This window comes from Desulfococcus multivorans (assembly GCF_001854245.1).
Lineage (GTDB): Bacteria > Desulfobacterota > Desulfobacteria > Desulfobacterales > Desulfococcaceae > Desulfococcus > Desulfococcus multivorans.
The window spans coordinates 3,022,333-3,042,549 of the sequence record NZ_CP015381.1 but is presented as its reverse complement, the minus strand read 5'-3'; the positions used below and the strand labels follow the sequence as shown (position 1 = coordinate 3,042,549).

Below are 20,217 nucleotides of genomic sequence, written 5' to 3'. Positions count from 1 at the left end.
GCTCATGCACCGATTCAGGACTTCCATCAAACAAAAGCTGATTCTCATCATCCTGTGCACCAGCGGTATCACCCTTCTTCTGGCGTCCGTTGCCTTTGTCACCATCGGCGTCATCTCCTTCCGTGAAAATCTGATCAAGGATCTTTCCACCCTTGCCAAAGTCGTCGGCATCAACAGCGAGGGGGCGCTGGTCTTCGATGACCGTTTCACCGCCGAAAGGCACCTTTCAGCTTTTCGCGCCAACACCGGTATCGTTTATGCTTGTATTTACCGGGCGGACGGTACCGTCTTTGCGGCATATGCCGCCTCCGAAGGCGGAAATGCCGTTAGGCCGCCGCAAATTCAGGGGACCAGTCACTACTTTGAAGGGGATTATCTCTTTCTGTTCCAGGAGATCCTCATTGACGAGGAAAAGATCGGCACGGTTTTCATTCAGCACGATCTGGATGAGATTCGGAGTCAATTGGCCCGCTATATCGCCATCGTCTGCGTTATCATCCTGATGGCTTTTCTGGTGGCGCTGATGCTTTCGTCCCTGCTGCAGCGGATCATCTCCATTCCCATTCTGAATCTGGCCCAGACGGCGAAGCTCATTTCTCAAAAAAAAGACTATTCGGTCCGTGCGGAGAAATTTCAGCGGGATGACGAAATCGGCGTGCTGATTGACGGCTTCAATGAAATGCTAACGGAAATTCAATCACAGCAGAGCGAACTGAAGGAACATCGGGAGCATCTGGAGGACCTTGTCGTAAAGCGAACCCATGCCCTGAGAGAGTCCGTAACAGCCTTCAAGAAGGCCAAGGAGGCTGCGGAAACCGCCAACCGGGCAAAAAGCGAATTTCTGGCCAATATGTCCCACGAGATCCGGACGCCCATGAATGCGGTGTTGGGATTCACCGACCTGCTCTATTCCCTGATCAGCGATCCAAAACAGCGAAGCTATCTGGATGCCATCCGCTCGTCGGGCAAAAGCCTCCTTACCCTCATCAACGATATCCTCGATCTCTCCAAGATCGAGGCCCGGAAGATGGAGCTTCAATACGAACCCGTCAATCTTGCTGCCGTTTTTGACGAGATACGGGATATCTTTTCCCTGAAAATCAAGGACAAGGGGCTTGAATTTATTACCGAGATCGATTCCGATATTCCCGAATACCTCCTTCTGGACGAGGTAAGGCTCAGGCAGATTCTTTTCAACCTCATGGGAAATGCGGTGAAATTCACGGTATCGGGTCATATCCGGCTTTACGCTGAAAAACTGGATCGGGCGGAGGACGAGGGGAAACTGGACCTGTTGATGGCTGTAGAGGATACGGGGATCGGCATTCAGCCGGAGTCGAGGGAGACGATTTTCGAAGCCTTCAAGCAGCAGGACGGTCAGAGCACCAAACAATACGGCGGCACCGGATTGGGACTCACCATTACCAAACGCCTGGTGGAAATGATGGGGGGGCGAATCACCGTGAGGTCGGAGATCGGTCGCGGCAGCACCTTTGAGATGATTTTTAACGGGGTGGCCTGGGACACCGCGCGCGCGGAAGCCCAAACCTATGGTGCCGACGGCCGTCGCGCCATCGCTTTTGAACCGTCGACCGTTCTCGTGGTGGACGACATCAAGGCCAATCGCAATCTGGTCAAGGCCTATTTGCAGGACACGCCGATTCGGTTCGTGGAGGCAAGCAACGGGGAAGAGGCGGTCAGCCTTGCCAAAAAGGAAAAGCCTGATATCATACTCATGGACATCCGGATGCCGGTGATGGACGGATGCGATGCCACACAGCTCATCCGGGACGACGAGGCTTCCCGGAATATTCCCATCATCGCTCTCACGGCATCGAGCATGCGGTCCGAACAGGAAAAAATTCGACGGTGCGGTTTTGACGGGCTTTTGATCAAGCCTTTCAAAAAGGAGGATCTCGTCCGTCGGCTTTCCCATTTCATCCAATACGACAAGGCATCGATTTCGGAAGAGGAATCCCGGGAGGATGTGACGGACAAACCGGATGTCGGTGATGATGAATGGGTTTCACCGGAGATCCTTGCGGGGTTGCCGGGATTGATTCAAGAACTCGAATCCACATACCACGAGCTTTGGGAGAAAGCGCGGAGCAACGGTTTTTTCGAGGATATTGGCGCGTTTGCCAAGGAGATACAGAAAGCCGGCGAAGCTCACCAGTTCGAACTTCTGCGTGAATTCGGCAGCAATCTTGAAGCCCAGGTGAGCAGTTTCGATATCGAGAGGATCAATGTCACCATGGACACCTACCCCAACCTTGTACAGAAGATCAAAAATCTTTACCGGAGAAATGTCGAGGAGACTGGAAATGCCTGAAGGTTCACCTGAAAAATTCAAGATCCTGATCGTGGATGATGTCCCTAAAAATATCCAGGTCGTGGCCAACATTCTTCAGAACGAGGGATACAGCATGGCATTCGCCCAGAGCGGCGCAACTGCGGTGGAACTGGTTCGGACGAACCCCTTCGATCTGATCCTTCTCGATATCATGATGCCGGAGATGGATGGATTCGAGGTTTGCCGCAGACTCCGCGAGGACCCGAAAACTGCCGACATTCCTGTGCTGTTCCTGACGGCAAAGACCGATACGGAAAGCCTGGTCAGGGGATTCGAGACGGGGGCGGTGGATTATGTGACCAAGCCTGTAAAGGACGCCGAGCTTCTTGCACGGGTCAAGACCCAGCTGGAACTTCATCGATCGCGGCAACGTCTCCTTTTGATCAACCAACAGCTCAACGCGGAGATCGCCGAACGGAAAAAGAGTGAAGAGCGCTATCGCAGCATGATCCGCAATGCAGTCCAGGGGATGTTTCAAAGCACCCTTGACGGCGAGATCATCGATCTCAATCCGGCGTATGCACGTATTTTGGGGTATGATTCGCCGGAGGAGGTTCTCGCGGTCGAAAATATGGCCGACACGTTCTGTTTCGACCCTGCGGATCGGGCCGTAATGATCGATCGGCTAAAGGTGGAGGGGCTTCTTACCAATTATGAATTGAAGATCCGACGGCGGGACGGATCCCCGGCCTGGATCATGCTGAATGCCCGCATTGCAACCAACGAAAACGACACGCCGTTCATAGAAGCCATCGCCGTCGAGCACACCGCCCGGAAACTGGCCGAGGAGGAGCTCCGACGCAGCCGTGAAAAATTCCGATACCAGGCTACCCATGACAGCCTGACCGGACTTTACAATACCCGGTACCTTTACCAGGCTCTCCAGGAATTGGTGGAGACCGCGGGTGCCCAGTCAACGCCTTTTTCCCTGGTGTTCATGGATGTGGATGACTTCAAGACGGTCGTGGATACCTACGGGCATCTCAAAGGCAGCCAGACACTTCAGGAGATGGCCGGAACCATCCAGGAGACCCTCACGGAGCCGTGCTACGGGGTGGCTTATGGCGGGGACGAGTTCGTGGTGGTGCTGCCGGGTTACGACAAGGCCCAGGCCCTCCGGAAGGCCGAGGAGATCCGGACCCGGATTCGTGAAACATCCTACCTTTCCAACCACGGACACGATGTCCATATTCGGGCCAGCTTCGGTATCGCCGCCTTTCCGGAGGATGCCACCGATGTTAACGGCCTTCTGGCGTTGGCGGACCAGGCGATGTTCGACGTCAAAGACGAAGGGAAGGACGCCGTTCGAGCGTCCCGCCGCCGGCGCTGATCTTCAAAAAAGCAGGAAGGCGTAAAAAGGTGTTTATGGAAAGACGGTTGACGGTATGGGCCTTGATGGTATGGCTTATGTTGCCGGCGCAGATGTGGGGGGGCGGTAATGTCCCTTCCACAGACGTGCAGCGCCGGGATGGAGAGATCCTGGTAAAATTTGATACGGACGTTTCCGAGCGACGCCGTCAGGAAATTCGTGCCCTCGTGGACGCTACGGTCGTCCAGGTGTTTTCGAGTATCGGGGTCGAGTACTGGCACCTGTCGGAAGCGGCTGACATCGAAGCCGTTCTGAATCGACTGGCATCGCTTCCGGAAATCGTATACGCCGAGCCCAATTACGTCTATATGCCCCAGGTGCTTCCCGACGATCCGGATTTTGGGCTGCTGTGGCATCTCCACAACACCGGTCAGTGGGTCAACGGCGGCACCGGCGTCGCCGGCGCCGACATTTCCGCTCCCGAGGCCTGGGACAGGGAAACCGGGGATCCGGAATTGGTCATCGCAATCATCGACTCGGGCGTGGCATACGAACATCCCGATCTGATTCAAAACGTCTGGACCAACCGGGGGGAAATACCCGACAACGGGTTGGACGATGACGGCAACGGCTTTCCCGACGATCTTCACGGTTGGGATTTCGTGAACGACGACAACAACCCGTCCGATTATTCCGTCGATCTCTACGGAGACGGCCACGGCACCCATGTGGCCGGGGTCATCGCCGCTGCGGGGAACAACGGCATTGGAACGACGGGGGTGATGTGGCGGGCCCGGATTATGCCGCTCCAGGTATTCGACCTGTTCGAGGTCAATGCCTTCGGCGGCATTCAGAACGCGATTATCCTGGCGGCCGTGGAATATGCGGTCAGGAACGGGGCTCGGATCATCAACTGCAGCTTTGGCGGTTACGGCGAGAGCGCCGCTCAGTTCGACATCCTTGAGATGGCCCATCGAAACGGTGTGTTGGTCCTGGCCGCCGCCGGAAACGACGGCATCGACAACGATATGCTTCCCATCTATCCCGCCGGCTACGCGTTGCCCAACATCATCGCCGTCGCCGCCACCGACGAAGGCGGCCGACTGGCCGCCTATTCCAATTTCGGCTTGAATTCCGTGGATGTGGCCGCACCCGGTGGCAATTTTTTTCCCAACATCTACAGTACTACCCCCCCCGATCGAAATATCCTCTTCTCGGAGGATTTCGAAACCGGCGACAGTCAGTGGCGGATGGGGTATCGATTCGAAGCATGGTCCATCGGTTTCAGCGAGGATTTCGGATCGAACGTCATCCGGGATTCCATCACCGAATACCACGACAACGAATCCTCCTACATTCAGACACGATTCCCTATTGTCGTGGACAACTACCGGGGGCTTCATATCCAGTTCAAATCCCGCTATGCTCTGGAGGCCGAACGTGATTTCGTCTACGTGGAGGGCTCCGCCGACGGTGAGAATTTTTCCGTTGATTTTCCGTTCACCGGAGCGTTCACCGGTTTTTCGAATGGGGTCGAAACCATCAACGGATGGGGCGGCGAGGAGACGGTCGATCCTGAATTTTACCTTCGGTTTCGCCTGTCCAGCAATGACACCGTCAATTTCGACGGCGTCTCCATCGACGACATTCGACTCACTGGGATTCGATGGGTGTTTACCGGCGACGAGTACGGCTATAAAAGCGGCACCTCCATGGCCGTACCGGTGGTGGCGGGGGTGGCGGGGCTGGTGTGGTCCCATCGCCCGGAATTGACCCATCTGGAGGTGAAACAAGCCATTCTGGCCTCGGTGGATCCTCATGAGACGCTTGTGACGACGGTGGTGAGCGGTGGAAGCGTCAATGCCGCCGCCGCGCTCACGGTCGAGCCGGACGATGATGGAATGGAAAAAACGTTTGACGATGACGGCGGGGGAGGGTGCTTCATAGACACCGCTGCTTTTTCCCGTCGTACGCCTTTCTGACGAATACGCTCAAGGCTTGAAATCCAAACCTTCGAATGATGTCGGCCGAGACTGAAAGGAGATGTGGAATGCGCGCGGCCTCCGGTTTTTGGCGATGGACACCCTTGATTCTGATATTGTGCCTGGTTTCAGGATGCATTCCCGGGAAAAAACGCTATCTGTACGATGAGATTCGAAAGGGATATGCTGACGGCTTCACGTCCGTTGCCCCCGTCCAGTCCGATCCCGAGAGGGAGACGACCGACCGCATCGACCGGCCGGTTACGCTTGCCGATGCCATTGAAATCGCGCTGAAAAACAGTCCCGACAAAAAAATCGCCGCAGCCCGGATCCGGAAGGCCGGAGCCGATGTTCAGGAGGCGAATGCGGCGTTCTACCCGCATCTGGGGTTCTACACCGAATATACCGCCGCCGATGCCCCGTCCGCCTACCTTTTCAAGACCATCGATCAGCGCCGGCTTCCCGGCGACGCGGATTTTAACGAACCCGGAAGGCTCGATAACTTCGAGACGGGTTTCCAGGCCCGTCTGAATCTCTACAATGGGGGCCGGGATTATCTGGGGCGGCAAATAGCCGATGCCGGCGTGAACATTTCCCTCCTGGATCAGGCAGCGGTGGACAATGCCCTGATTGCCGCGGTAATCAGCCGGTTTTACACAGCCCTGGCGGCCAGGGCGTTGATCGGGATCGCCGAGGAATCGGTGACCACCGTCCAGAAACAGCTGGAAATCATGCAGACGCGGTTCGAGGGCGGCGGCGTTCTCCGATCGGATCTCCTTTCCCTGGAGGTGCGACTGGCGGAATCCCGGGAAGAACTCGTACGCAGCCACAGCCGATATCAAAACGCGCTTGTCAATCTGGCCGACATCATGGGGGTCGCCTTCGAGCCGTCGGTCCGACTGGAGGCGGCGGGAATGGATACACCGACCATCCCTTCGGACTATTCCTCCGGTTTGGCGTATAGTTTCACTCACCGGCCGGAACTTGAACGGGCAAGGGTGTCCGTCGTCCGATCCCGGATGGCGCTCGACGCAGCTCAAAGCACCTATATGCCCACCCTGGATCTCACGGGACGCTATTATTTCGACGATGAAAAGATGGCCTACGATATGGATCGGAAGAATTGGGTGGTGGCGGTGATGCTCAACTGGGATCTGTTTACGGGATTCAGCACCGGGGCCGCCATGAAACGCGCTGATGCGATGGTTGCAGAGGCTTTTGCCGAGGACCATCGAACCCTCCTCGCCGTTCGTCGTGAGGTCAAAAGCGCCTATCTCAATCTCGACGAGGCTCGGGCGCGGCGCCTCGTCGCTCAGCGAAGCAAAATTTTGGCCGAGGCATCCCTGGAACTGGTCCGGACGCAGTACGAGGGGGGAGCGGCCAATATCACCCGGTACCTGGAGGCCGAACTTGACCGGAACAGAGCGGGCGTTCGGGCTGCAGCCGCGTTTTATGATCAGGAGACGGCCAGGGCGGAGGTATGCAGAGCCGTCGGCTGCTGGGTCAATGGGCAAGAGCGGCCTCAACCCTCTGATGCCAATCCGTTGCAAGCGAGGTGAGTCATGAGTTCATTCAGAATCCTTTCCTTCCGGTCGCTGGTCGGGGCGTTGATCCTCTTCCTGTCGTTGGCGTCAAACGCGGTGGGCGGGGACGCTGTCGGCGAGGTTCGCGCCGTGATGGAGAGCGTGACGGACTGGTATGAAGCCGTGGGGACCATTCGACCGAAGACGGCGTCGAAAATCGAGGCCCAAGTCACGGCCGAGGTTCTTGACGTAAAGGTACGCCCGGGGGACAGGGTTGAAAAAGGGCAGGTTTTGATCATCCTGGACAATCGGCCGTTGACTTCCAGACGTGCTCAGGCGATTTCCGCGCTCGAGAGCGCCGTTGCGGCAAAAAATCAGGCACACCAGGGGGTGGCTGCCGCCGAGGCGGCCTTCAATCAGGCATTGGCCCAGGTCAACCGGATTCGGGGCTTTTTCCGGTCTGAAGCCGCCACGGCCCAGGAACTGGAGGCCGCCGAGTCGACTTATCGGCAGGCCGAGGCTGGACTGCACCAGGCCAGGGCGGGGCTGGCCGCCGCGGATGCCGGCATCCGGGGGGCCGGGGCGGTCGTTCGGGAATCGGAAATTTCGTTGGGATACGCCGTCATCACGGCGCCCGAGGAGGGAGAGATCCTGGGGCGGCTTGTGGAACCCGGCGACCTCGCAATGCCGGGAAAGCCCCTCCTCGCCATTCAGACCGGGCGCCGCCTCAGGATGGAAGCTTATGTCAGGGAAGGCGCTATTGTCGATGTCGCCCCGGGATCCCGTCTTTCGGCGTATATCACCGCCACAGGCCAATCGTTCGATACCGTCGTCGAAGAGATCGTGCCTTACGCCGATCCAATGACCCGAACCTTCCTGATCAAGACATCCCTCCCTGCCGCCCCTGGTTTGTACCCCGGAATGTTCGGCCGCCTCCGAATTCCCGTCGAGGTGCACAGCGTCGTCGTCATTCCCGAAAACGCCGTGAAAAGGGTCGGGCAGCTGGAAATCGTGGAGGTCCGGGAGGCGGATGCATGGGTATCACGCTATATCCAGACCGGAGAACGACATGCTGGGGGCATCGAGGTGCTGTCCGGCCTGTCGGGCGGGGAAATACTCCGCTTGCGGGGGGATGAATAATGGCAGACAGCCTGGAGCGACCCTCAGGGATCATATCGGGTATCGTGCATGAATTTCTGACCTCACATCTTTCGATTATTCTCATTATCACCGCCGCCTGTATGGGCGTTGCCGCCGTATTGATCACGCCGAGGGAAGAGGAACCTCAGATTGTGGTGCCCCTGGCCGACGTTTATGTCCAGGCGCCGGGTGCCGATCCCCGGGAAATCGAAAAGCTGGTGGCAACCCCCCTCGAACGGCTGCTCTGGCAGATTGACGGGGTCGAATATGTCTATTCCATCGCTCGCCGGGACATGGCGCTGGTTACGGTGCGATTTTTTGTCGGAGAGGATCGCGAGGCTTCCCTGGTCAAGCTTCACAACAAGATCATGATGAATATCGACCAGGCCCCGCCCATTGTTCAAGGCTGGGTGATCAAGCCGATCGAGATCGACGACGTTCCCATCCTCAACCTGACGCTATATTCCGACCGTTACGACGACTACCAACTCCGTCGCATCGGAGAAGAGGTGCTGGCCCGCCTGTCTGAAGTGGAAGATATCTCCCGAACCGAGATAAAGGGCGGGCGTCGTCGTGAAATCCGAGTGGCGTTGTCCCCCGAGCGGATGGCGGGATTGGGCATCTCCCTTCTCGATGTCCAGCGGGTCCTGTCGGGGGCCGATGTATCGCTCATCGACGGGCGATTTTCACGGTTCAACCGGGAGTTCAGCGTCGGCGCCAACGCATTCCTCCGATCCGCCGAGGAGGTGGCGACGCTGATGGTGGGCGTCCAAGAAAACCGGCCTGTCTATCTTCGGGATATCGCGGCTGTGGCCGACGGACCCGAAGAGGTATCCGGTTACACCCATATTGGATTCTCGGACGCCTGGCGCGCGGAAAATGATCCTCGGGAGTCTTCAGGGACACGTCCGGCAGTCACTCTGGCACTGGCCAAAAAACGGGGAACCAACGCGGTGGTCGTTGCCGAAAACGTTCTCGCCCGTCTTGAAACCCTGAAACAGGATGTCATACCCGCGGACGTAGCGGTGGTGGTCACCCGAAACTATGGAGAGACGGCCCAGGAGAAGGTCAATGAACTTCTGGCCAATCTGGGGGGGGCCATCCTCACCGTCGTGGTCCTCCTGGTGATCACCCTGGGATGGCGGGAGGCGCTGGTGGTCGCTCTGGCGGTACCCATCAGCTTTTCCCTGGCCCTGTTCGTCAATTTTCTGCTGGGATATACCATCAACCGTGTGACCTTGTTTGCCTTGATCCTGTCTCTGGGGCTGGTGGTTGACGATCCCATCACCAATGTCGACAACATTCAGCGCCACATGTTCGCGGGCAAAAGACGGCCTGTCGATGCCGTGCTGTTTGGGGTGAACGAGGTGCTGCCGCCGGTGATCATGTCGACGCTGGCCATCATCGTCAGCTTCACCCCCCTCTTTTTCATTACGGGCATGATGGGCCCCTATATGGCCCCCATGGCCGCCAACGTACCCATCACCGTCATCTTTTCGACCTTGTGCGCCGTCACCATCGTTCCCTGGTTCACCTACATCCTCCTTCGAAACAAGGCGGACCGACGGACGGCTGAAAAATCGGATGCCCCCGGAAAGACCGGGCGTATTGCGGGAATATACCGCGCCGTCGTCGCGCCATTTCTCGACTCCCGGGCCCACCGATGGCTGCTGGCGGCGGGGATCACCGCGCTTATGGCCCTACCCGTGCTGCTCGTGATCTTCCGGATGGTGCCCCTCAAAATGCTGCCTTTCGACAACAAGAACGAATTTCAAATCGTTGTGGACATGCCCGAAGGTACGACCCTGGAAACCACCCGTGAAGTGGTCCGGGCCTATGAAGACTACCTCGAAACCGTTCCGGAAGTGACGACCTTCATCTCTTATGTGGGAATATCCTCCCCCATCGACTTCAACGGATTGGTCCGTCATTATTATTTGAGGACCGGTGCCGACATGGCCGACATTCGGGTCAATCTTCGACACAAGGACGATCGGAAGATGCAGAGCCACGCCATTCTGCTTCGCCTGAGAAAGGATCTTACCGCCGTCGCAGCGGAATACGGGGCGTCCGTCAAGCTGGTCGAAATGCCGCCGGGACCGCCGGTGCTCGCCACCGTTACCGCTGAAATTTACGGTGACCCCGGTGTCTCTTATGAGCGGCTTATCGAAGGGGGGCGGCATCTTCAAAAGATCATGGAGACGGAGCCGTTTGTGGTGGATATCGACGACATGACCGAGGCTGAACGTCCCCGGATCGATTTTGCCATCGACAAGGAAAAGTCGGCCCTGCACGGGGTTGGCGCCGATGCGGTGGTCCAGACCCTGAGAATCGCTCTTGAAGGGGCGACGCCGGCGACGGTCCACGTTCCAGACGAACGGCAGCCGCTCCTGGTGAGGATCATCCTGCCGCGGGCCAAACGGTCCGGCGTCGCGGGACTCAGTCAGATCCCCATCAAAACGGCGTCCGGGACGATGGTCCCTCTGGCCGAGCTGGTCATCATCACCCAGGCCGTGGAGACCCAGCCCATCTATCACAAGAATCTGGAGCCGGTGGTCTTCGTGATTGCTGAAATGGCGGGGCGAGCCCCGGGCGAAGCGATCCTGGACATGCAGAAAAAGCTTGAGAAGGATCCGATGCCCCCGGGAACCCGGGTCGATTGGGCCGGTGAAGGGGAATGGCAGATCACCCTTCGGGTCTTCCGGGACATGGGCATCGCTTTTGCCGCAGCTTTGATGGGGATCTATATTCTTCTCATCATCCAGACCCATTCCTTTTTCATGCCGCTGTTGATCATGATGGCGATTCCCCTTACCCTCATCGGCGCCATGCCGGGATTCTGGCTCCTCAATCTGGTTGCGGCCGAGTCTGTCGGGGGGTTTGCCGACCCCGTGTTTTTTACCGCCACCGGCATGATCGGGATGATCGCCCTCGGCGGGATCGTTATTCGGAATTCCCTGGTGCTCATCGAGTTCATCCAGGAAGCTCTGAAGCAGGGCCTGAGGTTTCGGGAGGCCATTCTCGAGAGCGGGGCCGTCCGCATGCGGCCCATTCTGTTGACGGCGGCCACCACGGCCATGGGCGCTTGGCCCATCACCCTCGACCCCATCTTTTCAGGTCTGGCGTGGACGCTCATTTTCGGGTTGTTCGCCTCGACGCTCTTTACCCTGGTGGTGATCCCGGTCACTTATTTCGCCGTTTACCGCAAGCGCTATGAAGGATAGCGGCCCAACGCGCAGGGCGACCTTTCGTCAGGTCTGTCGAGGCCCGAAGACGATCGTCCCCAGACGGATCATGGTGCTGCCTTCCTCGATGGCCACCCGATAGGAGTCCGACATGCCCATGGAGAGAACCGTAAGATCGAGCCCGGGCACTTTCAGGGAGCGGATGTGATCGAAGATCTGGCGGGTTTTTCGAAAATAGGGGCGTATGGCCTCGGGGTCGTCATAAAAAGGCCCCATGGTCATGAGCCCTTCGAGACGAAGATTCTTCAATCCTGAAATTTCCCGCGCCAGTTTTTCCAGGACCTCCTGTTCGGGTGGGACGCCTGATTTTGCGGATTCCTCGCCGATGTTGACCTCGATGTAGACCGTAAGATGCTTTCCCACCGCCTCGGCCCGCTTCTGGATCTCCTGAGCCTGCTTGAAGGAGTGGACGGTTTGGATCACGTCGAACAATCGCAGGGCCTTGTTGATCTTGTTTTTCTGGAGGGGGCCGATCATATGCCACCGAACGGCCCCGCTCCGCTCGCCCAGAGCCGCCGCCATGCTTTCGGCTTCCTGGACGTAGTTGTGCCCCAAATCCGTAGCGCCGGCGTCGATCGCCGCCAGCACTTCCTCGGGGGTTCGCGTTTTGCATGCCAGCAAGATGTCGACGTCTGCCGGCACCGTTTTCCGGATTTCTCTATAGGTGGATTGGATGCTCATTTCGGATTCCGTCCGTTGTGTGTTCCGGCGTTCCGTCAGATCTCTTTTCGGGTCTGCCAGTAAGGGTTGATGAGATCCTCGAATATGGCCATGGCGGATTCGGCGCCCTGGCCCGAAGCGGTGACGATCTGTTTATAGCCGCCCTCCACATCCCCCGCGGAGTACACCCCGGGAACGTTGGTGCGGTGCCGGTCGTGTCGGATGTAGCCTTCCGCCGTCAATTCGACCCCGATCTTTTTCGCCAGATCGACGGCCGGCTGGTATCCGATGGCCAGAAAAACCCCTTTGACGGGCAAGGTCGTGGTTTCGCCGGTCTGGTTGTTGATCAGCAGTGCCGCCTCCACCGATTTTTTCCCCAGGATCTCTTTAACCTCGGTGTTCCAGAGAATGGGGATGCCTGCCGACTTGAGGTGGCCGACGAGAACGTCCTGGGCCCTCAAGGCATCCCGACGATGGACGAGGGTAACCTTGACGCCCATGTGGTGGAGATGAAGGGCCTCGGTGACGGCGCTGTTTCCGCCCCCCACCATGATGACGTTCTTGCCGACAAAAAGGGGACCGTCGCAGGTGCTGCAGTAGCTCACCCCTTTTCCGGCAAATCGTGCTTCGCCTGGAATCCCCAGATGTTTGTGGGAGGCGCCGGTGGCCAGGAGCACGGCGCGGGTGTGAAACTTACGGCGGCTGGTCTGGACGACCATGGGGTTTCCCGGCGTGATGTCCAGTACCGCCTCGCCCTGGAAGATCTGGGTGTACTGGAGGGCGTGGCTGACCATGATGTCCACCAGGTTTTTCCCCCCGACCTGGCTGAAGCCGGTGTAGTTTTCGACGATGGGCGTGGTCGCCACCTGGCCGCCAAGGGCGTCCCGCTCGATAATGGCTGTTTTGAGGCCGCTGCGGACGGCATAAATGCCCGCTGTGAGGCCGGCAGGGCCGCCGCCCACGATCACCACATCGTTTTCCACCAGCTCGGCGTCCACCTCCGGAATGAAGACCGATTGGGGCTCCAGCTTCTTGAGGGAGGCGCAGAAGAGTTCCTGGGATTGGGCTCCCATGCCGATCAGAACCTCGTTGGCAAAGGTCTGGGGAACGCTGTGTGCTGAATACTGGTCCGCCAGACCCGGGTTTGCCTGGATATCCACGATCTCGAGAGATATGAGATCGGGGCGTTCAATTGCCGCCTGAATCCCGTTCAGTGCCTGCTGAGGGCAGTAGGGGCAGGTCGGACTGACAAAGATCTTGACGGCTCTGGGGGAGTCGATTTTCTGCAGGACGTTTTTCGATTCCGCGTTGAGGTGACTCTTGCCCATGCCGACCATCATCATGGTTTCCAGAAAGATTCGCCCTTCTTCACCCATGGGGGCGCCGAGCCATCGAATGGCGTATCGATCCGGCGCGATCAACAGCGTAGGGGAATGGGTGACGTTCCATTTCCGTGCGAGGTCGTGATCAAGAGGGTATTCGCGAAAGGTGATCTTGGATGTGAGCTCCCGGAAAATCCGGACGATCTGACGGTTGGTCTGCGCAAAGACATCATCTCGTGCGCGGCTGACGAACATGTAGATCGGAATATCGTTGGGCATCTGCGAAAAGGCTGCCCGCAACTGCGCCAGAAACGCCGCTTCGCTCATGGTCTCCTGCGGATCGTCCATGTCTCTGGTGTCATCCATTGTGAACCTCCATTGAATAAGTCGTATGGATCGGAATCGTTTATCCTGGATCATTCCGGTTTTTGTTTCATATTCTAAGAAAAGGGACGGCGGGTGTCAACAGCGAGCGAATCCCGGGGGGTTTTGATGCCTTCAGGATCAGGATCTTCGGCCGTTCGACGGCAATCCTTCAGGTCTCGGACGAATTTAGATCAATCACATATTGCTTTTTTCCCAAAAATCGCTTATCGTTTATCAACTCAACTTTCGACTTTCATGATGGTGACCGGAAAGAGGTGCCGGGAGGCTACGGCCCGAGCCCCTTGAGCGGTGAGTTTTAGTGCCGCTTAAGCGCCGCGGAGGATCAGCGGCCCGGACTGTTTGAGCGCAAGCGAGTTTCCGGGCCGCCCGGAGCAAGCTTTAGCGGCACTTGAACGAAACCGCGTGGGGCGCGGGCCGTAGCCTCCCGGCACCGGCCTATCTAAGTCGAAAGTTGAGTTATTAAAAAATTCAACTTTCGATATTTATGACGGTGGCCGGATAGCGGGGCACGGGCCGTATCCTCCCGGCACCGACCTGTGAAAATCGAAAGTTGAGTAAAAGAAATAAAATCGATTGCCGCCCGACCCGTGAAACCGACTGCGAATCTACGATATCCTCAGAGCCTCCCGCGATTCGATAACGAATTGTCCACGCAAACGCCGATCGTTTTTCCCGACGAACTTTCTTTTTGACCCGGATGGTTTGGGTTTGATGATATGAGGATCCGTAAAGAATTCGGATCAAAACCGCAGAAACCGGCAGGATATGGAGAAAGGAGGGGCAGATGACCAAACAGAAGGTGTTGGTGCCATACAATTTTACCGAGAACGATCGGAAGGCCGTTGACTTTGTCATCCGCATGTTTGCGCCCCGGGAGGATGTGGCGGTGACATTGTTCAGTGCGTACACGCCGGCGCCGGAAATCGAAACCCGGAACAATACGATCATGGAAAAGATGCGTCAGAACCTGACTTATCTGAGACAGCGGATCAGCGAGCAGGAGGACAAGATCAAGGCGGTGCGGGACCGCCTCGTTGAAAACGGATTTTCCAGGGATCGGGTCTCCTACCTCTTCACACCCGTTAAAAAAGACATCTCACAAGACATCGTCGATCTTGCCCAATCCGACGGCTTCAATGTCATTGTCCTCAACCGGACATCCGGCAAGATCTCCCGATTTTTTACGGGACACGTATTCCAGAAGGTCGTGATGGGCGTTGAGGACGTGGTGGTGCTCATCGTCACCTGAGATCCTGCGGAGGCGACCCGGCCTACGGAGGCATTGTGAGATAATCTTATCGGCGTGCAGCAGTCCTTGGGCGGCTGCCATGAAAGAAGAGGAGGAATTCATGACAGACAACAACAGAATAGACATTGGCGTCCTCAAGCTTCTCTTTGATGCCGTTACCGGATCAACCGAACTGGAAATCATGGCCAACCGGCTGACCCAACTTCTGGTCGGCACCCTCGGCATCAAGGGTGCCGCCGTCTACATGGTGAACCCTGAATTCGAGGCTCTGGAGTTGTTGGCCTCTTCCGGGCTGAGCATCAATTATATCAATAAGGGACCGGTGCTGGTGGATAAAAGCATCAAGCTGGCATCCAACCGCGAACCGGTCGTCGTGAGCGACGTCTCCAAAAGCGACAAACTCCAATACCCCGAAAATGCCAGGGCCGAAGGTATTCAATCCATCGTATCGACGCCCATATCCCTTCACGGCGTGATCATCGGCGCACTCAGGCTCTATGATGCCGTTCCGTGGGCGGTTTCGGAGCACGATGTGGAGTATCTTCTGGTGTTGGCCCAGAATCTTGGGATCACGATGATGTATTTCCGTCTGGCCAACGCACTTCTGGCCGTCAAAGACAGCGTGGACGCCATCCATTCCGTGTGGCTGCGTCCCACCTACTGAGTGCGACGGTTCCCATCCTATCCTTTACGGACATGTCGGAGGGCGACCATAGGTCGCCCTCCGCGTTGGTCGTCCGTCCGGTTTCCATTTCATCATCCAGGTTGTGTGGCGATCGCATGCGTGATATAGCCGTTTTCGAAGGAATTCCATCCTGAATTGGAGTGGATGGGTTTCACGACAACCGAAAGGGGTCCGGATCGGAAACGAAAATGACGGATGACCGCGAGAATGTTGAAGCGAAGTATCAGCGGCTCAAAGCGCATCTTCAGGGATTGGGACGGGTGATCGTCGCTTTTTCCGGGGGAGTGGACAGCACGCTTCTGCTCCGCGTGAGTCGGGATGTCCTGGGAGAGAATGTCCTGGCCGTCTCCGTGGTATCCGAGACGATGCCTGATCGGGATCGGGAAGCGGCCGCCCGGTTCGCCCTGGAGATCGGCGTACCTTACATGACCGTTCCGACGGATGAACTCTTCCACGAGAGTTTCAGGACCAATCCCGTGGACCGGTGCTATTACTGTAAGCGATTGCGTTTCGGGCACATTGTTCGGATAGGGGCGAAAAAGGGCGTTGCCCATATCCTGGACGGCGAAAATATCGATGACTTGGACGATTACCGGCCCGGTCGGCGGGCCGCCCGGGAGTTGGGGATTATCAGCCCTCTCCGGGAGGCGGGTTTCTCCAAGAAAGAGGTTCGAATCCTGGCGCGCCGGCTGGGACTTGGCGTCTGGAATCGCCCCGCATCCGCCTGTCTGGCTTCCCGAATCCCTCATGGTATGGCGATCACTGCGGAGAGGCTCCGGCGAATCGATTGCGGTGAAATGTTCCTTCGGGATGCCGGAATCAGCAGTGAAATCCGGGTGCGGCTGATTGATGATCGATCGGCCCGTATCGAGATTCCCACCGGAGACCTGGACGCGATCGTTCGGGAGCCTTTTCGTTCCCGGGTCGTCGCTTTTTTCAAGGACCTGGGCTTCCGCCGCATCGCCGTGGATCTGGAGGGCTACCGTACGGGAAGCCTGAATCCTGAAAGGTCGCCGGACGGCGTGGGGGAAGCGAACGCCTCAATTCTTGCGGACAAAGGAGGGATGTCATTATGAAGGTTATCGGATTCAACGCCAGCCCCCGAAAGGACGGTAATACCTTCCGCCTCGTCAACACCGTTCTGGGCGAGCTTGAGAAAGCGGGCATCGAAACCGAACTGGTGCAGATCGGCGGCAGGAAGATCCAGGGGTGTATCGCCTGCTATAAGTGTTTTGAAAACAAGGATCGGCGATGTGCGGTCACTCAGGATATGCTGAACGACTGCCTCGAAAAGATGATCGCCGCCGACGGCATGATCCTGGGATCCCCCACCTATTTTGCCAACATGAGTGCGGATCTCAAGGCGCTCATCGATCGGGCCGGCCTGGTGGCCAAGGCCAACGGGGAGATGTTCCGGCGTAAGGTGGGGGCTGCAGTGGTGGCGGTTCGCCGCGCCGGATCCGTGCACACCTTCGATTCCATCAACCATTTTTTCACCATCGGCCAGATGATCATTCCCGGATCCAGCTACTGGAACATGGGCATCGGCCTCGACAAGGGAGACGTGGACAAGGATGAAGAAGGCCTCCAGACCATGAAAACCCTGGGCCGGAACATGGCCTGGCTGTTGAAGAAAATCAACGCCTGAATTGGAATCTCTCTCTCGCTTCGCGGAAACAACAAAGCGTCCCTTCCCGGCGGGATCAAGCCATGCCCGGGGGTGTCACGATACCGACGCCAGCAAGAATCGCCAACCGAAAAAGGCGACAAGTCCGACGGCGATGGTTGCCAGAAGATTCTTCGTGAACGCACCAATGCCCACGGCGGCGAGGGCGGCGATCAGATAAGGGTTGGTGGGGGAGATGTACCACTTTCCCTGGGGCAACAGTACCGCCGGCAGGGTAATGGCCGTCAGAACGGCCGGTGGAACGTACTGCAGGGAGGATGCCGCCCAGGCGGGCATCCTGATCCGGCCGGCCAGGCCAAAGAGCAGGTAACGGCTGCCGAAGGTCACCCCCGCCATGCCCAGGATGAGCAGCCACTCATACACGTTCACGCAACGCCTCCTTTCCGGTTTTTTTGACGATTCTCGCGGTGATCAGGCCTGAAAAGATTCCCGTGAAGGCTGAGACGATGATGCCCAGTTTGTAAGGCAGGCTGAGGGTCAGCAGGGAGGCTGCCCCCGCGCTGAGAACGCAGACCGCCATGGGAACGTTCTTGACAAAAGGGATGATCATGCCGATGAAGGTGACCGGCATGGCGACGTCAAGCCCCCATCCGGCGGCGTCGGGGATCCGGTCTCCCAGAACCAGACCCAGACCGCACCAGAACTGCCAGTTGACATACATGGCGATGGACGATCCCAGCTGATACCAGTGCTTGAAGCGGGATTCATCCTCCCGTTGGAATCGCCGCACAGTGACGGCGAAGGTCTCGTCGGTGAGCCAGAAGGCGAGGGGAATCCGCCATCTCTGGGGGAGATGTTTCAGGTGGGGGAGCAGTGTGGCGCTGTAAAGCATATGCCGGAGGTTGACGATGCAGGTCGTGAGGATGATGATCGTCACAGGGACCCGGGCAGCCACCAGGCCGACGGCGATAAATTGGGCCGATCCGGCGAAGACCAGGAGGGCCATGATCATCCCGGCGGCGGGCGAGAGGCCCGATGTTGTCGCAAGGGCGCCGTAGATCAATCCAAAGGGGAAGGCCCCCAGGAGCAGTGGAAAGCTGTCCCGGGCTCCGGATATGAATTCATGTTTACGCGTCGACAAGGTTGCAACTCCATTTCGTGTCCGGAAAACACTGCGATGGACGGACAATGCATGGTTGTCCATATGGCTTCGTTGGCGAGTTTGTGCTTTAAAACAACGGGGAGGAGCTTAGCGGATAATCGGATCGAGGTCAAAAAAAAACATTCCGGCAAAGACCGGATTCTGAACCCGAGGCGTCAATCCGAAAAACAGTGGAAGGATGTCCGGTTCAATGGTATGGATCCATGGTGCATAAACCGCCCCTGTTGACCGCCAACCCAATGGAACGCTTATGACCACAGATGCAATGCGCAACGTACTGCTCTATCGATGGCTCATCTTTATCCTTCTCTCTTTCGGGTATATTCTCGTCTACTTCCATCGCCTATGCCCGGCGGTCCTGGCCGTCGACATCATGGAGGATCTCTCGGCCGGCGGCTCGATGACGGGGCTTTTGGGGTCTGCCTATTTTTATCCCTATGCCCTGATGCAACTTCCCGCAGGCCTCATGTCGGATTCCTGGGGGCCGCGCAGGACGATCACCGTATTTTTCGTGGTCGCGGCCGGCGGCGCTGTCGTGATGGGGTTTTCCACGACCGTTGCGTGGGCGATCATCGGCCGGACCATCGTGGGCGTGGGGGCGGCCATGCTCTTTGTCCCCACCCTCAAGATTCTGGCTGAATGGTTCCGCAAACGGGAATTCGCTTATATGACCGGACTTCTCCTGGCCATGGGCGGTGTCGGCACGCTGATTGCCACGACGCCCCTGGTCTGGCTCAGCAACCGGGTGGGATGGCGCAACGCCTTCACTCTGGTGGGCGGCCTGACGCTGATAATGGCGGTCCTCGTCGGGATTTTCGTAAGGAACCGACCGGGGGACCTTGGATGGCCGTCGCCGCTCGAACCGTCGCCGTCGGCAGGGTGTCCGGGCACCGGGCTGGCCGCAGGGATGAAAACCGTCCTCACGTGTCCCGCCTTCTGGCCCCTGGCCGTCTGGTTCTTTTTCGATTTCGGAATTTTTTTCGCCATCGCCGGCCTCTGGGGGGGACCCTACCTTGTTCATGTTTACGGCATGAGCCGAGCCGAGACCGGTCACATCCTCGTCATGCTGGCCGTCGGGCTCGTTGTGGGCGCCCCTGCCGTAAGCTGGCTGTCCGACCGGGTTTTCCGGCGCAGGAAGCCGGTTCTGATGCTTTGTGCGACAGGCATGCTGCTTGTGATCGGAATTTTGGCCCTCAAAACCGCTGCCATTCCGCTATGGGGGCTCTACGGAATTTTCTTTTTCATGACCTTTTTCGGCAATGCCGCCGGCGTCATCGCCTTCACCATGAACAAGGAATTGTTTCCCATCGGGATCGCCGGCACGGCCACAGGTCTCGTCAATCTGTTTCCCTTTGCCGGAGGCGCCGTTTTTCAACCCTTGCTGGGATACATTCTCGAACAGCGGAGCGGCGCTGCGGAAGGATTTACCCCAGCGGGGTACGAGGCGGTTTTTTGGGTGCTGTTCGTTGCCGCGCTCATCGCTTTCGGGGCGGCGTCGCTGACCCGAGAGACCCTGGAAACCGTTTGAATCCCGCCAAAATTCTTGACGTCATCGATATCCTGTGCTTGTCTA

15 protein-coding genes are annotated in these 20,217 nt (G+C 57.8%); 11 read left to right on the top strand and 4 right to left on the bottom strand.

What is annotated here, in order from left to right:
• Positions 1–4 precede the first annotated feature (4 nt).
• The 6 genes from dmul_RS13220 (at position 5) to dmul_RS13195 (ending at position 11,531) form a co-directional block, all read left to right on the top strand.
• Positions 5–2,332: a sensor histidine kinase, YfiR-like protein-associated gene (locus tag dmul_RS13220; protein WP_020877210.1), complete on the top strand. Its 2,328-nt coding sequence runs from the start codon at positions 5–7 to the stop codon at positions 2,330–2,332.
• Positions 2,325–3,683, top strand: coding sequence for a diguanylate cyclase (locus tag dmul_RS13215; RefSeq protein ID WP_020877211.1), 1,359 nt, complete (start codon positions 2,325–2,327; stop codon positions 3,681–3,683). Before dmul_RS13220 ends, dmul_RS13215 begins: the two co-directional genes overlap by 8 nt.
• 35 nt (positions 3,684–3,718) lie before the next feature.
• Positions 3,719–5,644, top strand: coding sequence for a S8 family serine peptidase (locus tag dmul_RS13210; RefSeq protein WP_020877212.1), 1,926 nt, complete (start codon positions 3,719–3,721; stop codon positions 5,642–5,644).
• A 68-nt stretch (positions 5,645–5,712) separates the two neighbouring features.
• Positions 5,713–7,203, top strand: a complete 1,491-nt coding sequence (locus dmul_RS13205) for a TolC family protein (RefSeq protein WP_020877213.1) — start codon at positions 5,713–5,715, stop codon at positions 7,201–7,203.
• A gap of 3 nt (positions 7,204–7,206) precedes the next feature.
• Positions 7,207–8,307, top strand: coding sequence for an efflux RND transporter periplasmic adaptor subunit (locus dmul_RS13200; RefSeq protein ID WP_020877214.1), 1,101 nt, complete (start codon positions 7,207–7,209; stop codon positions 8,305–8,307).
• Positions 8,307–11,531 carry an efflux RND transporter permease subunit gene (locus tag dmul_RS13195; RefSeq protein ID WP_020877215.1) on the top strand — a complete coding sequence of 1,075 codons (3,225 nt, stop codon included), beginning with the start codon at positions 8,307–8,309 and terminating at the stop codon, positions 11,529–11,531. The genes dmul_RS13200 and dmul_RS13195 overlap by 1 nt, the downstream gene beginning before the upstream one ends.
• A 27-nt stretch (positions 11,532–11,558) precedes the next feature.
• Here dmul_RS13195 and dmul_RS13190 read toward each other — a convergent pair whose 3' ends face one another.
• Together dmul_RS13190 and dmul_RS13185 are read right to left on the bottom strand one after the other, a co-directional pair.
• Positions 11,559–12,233 (bottom strand): YggS family pyridoxal phosphate-dependent enzyme, encoded by a 675-nt coding sequence (locus dmul_RS13190; protein ID WP_020877216.1) that lies wholly within the window; start codon positions 12,231–12,233, stop codon positions 11,559–11,561.
• A 35-nt stretch (positions 12,234–12,268) separates the two neighbouring features.
• Positions 12,269–13,900, bottom strand: coding sequence for an FAD-dependent oxidoreductase (locus tag dmul_RS13185; protein ID WP_020877217.1), 1,632 nt, complete (start codon positions 13,898–13,900; stop codon positions 12,269–12,271).
• 805 nt (positions 13,901–14,705) lie between these two features.
• Between dmul_RS13185 and dmul_RS13175 the strand changes: the two genes are divergently transcribed.
• The 4 genes from dmul_RS13175 (at position 14,706) to dmul_RS13160 (ending at position 17,503) form a co-directional block, all read left to right on the top strand.
• The gene (locus dmul_RS13175; protein ID WP_020875912.1) at positions 14,706–15,170 is read left to right on the top strand and encodes a universal stress protein; all 465 of its coding nucleotides are present in this window, start codon (positions 14,706–14,708) and stop codon (positions 15,168–15,170) included.
• Between the two features lie 100 nt (positions 15,171–15,270).
• Positions 15,271–15,834, top strand: coding sequence for a GAF domain-containing protein (locus dmul_RS13170; protein ID WP_020875911.1), 564 nt, complete (start codon positions 15,271–15,273; stop codon positions 15,832–15,834).
• Positions 15,835–16,043: 209 nt separating this feature from the next.
• A complete protein-coding gene (gene larE, locus dmul_RS13165) occupies positions 16,044–16,931 on the top strand; it encodes an ATP-dependent sacrificial sulfur transferase LarE (protein WP_020875910.1) in 888 nt (295 codons plus the stop codon).
• Positions 16,928–17,503: a flavodoxin family protein gene (locus dmul_RS13160; RefSeq protein ID WP_020875909.1), complete on the top strand. Its 576-nt coding sequence runs from the start codon at positions 16,928–16,930 to the stop codon at positions 17,501–17,503. The genes larE and dmul_RS13160 overlap by 4 nt, the downstream gene beginning before the upstream one ends.
• A gap of 75 nt (positions 17,504–17,578) precedes the next feature.
• Here dmul_RS13160 and dmul_RS13155 read toward each other — a convergent pair whose 3' ends face one another.
• Complete coding sequence (locus dmul_RS13155) at positions 17,579–17,911, bottom strand: AzlD domain-containing protein (protein WP_020875908.1); 333 nt, start codon at positions 17,909–17,911, stop codon at positions 17,579–17,581.
• The gene (locus dmul_RS13150; RefSeq protein WP_020875907.1) at positions 17,898–18,623 is read right to left on the bottom strand and encodes an AzlC family ABC transporter permease; all 726 of its coding nucleotides are present in this window, start codon (positions 18,621–18,623) and stop codon (positions 17,898–17,900) included. The genes dmul_RS13155 and dmul_RS13150 overlap by 14 nt, the downstream gene beginning before the upstream one ends.
• Before the next feature lie 271 nt (positions 18,624–18,894).
• Between dmul_RS13150 and dmul_RS13145 the strand changes: the two genes are divergently transcribed.
• A complete protein-coding gene (locus dmul_RS13145) occupies positions 18,895–20,172 on the top strand; it encodes an MFS transporter (RefSeq protein ID WP_020875906.1) in 1,278 nt (425 codons plus the stop codon).
• Positions 20,173–20,217: the final 45 nt, after the last annotated feature.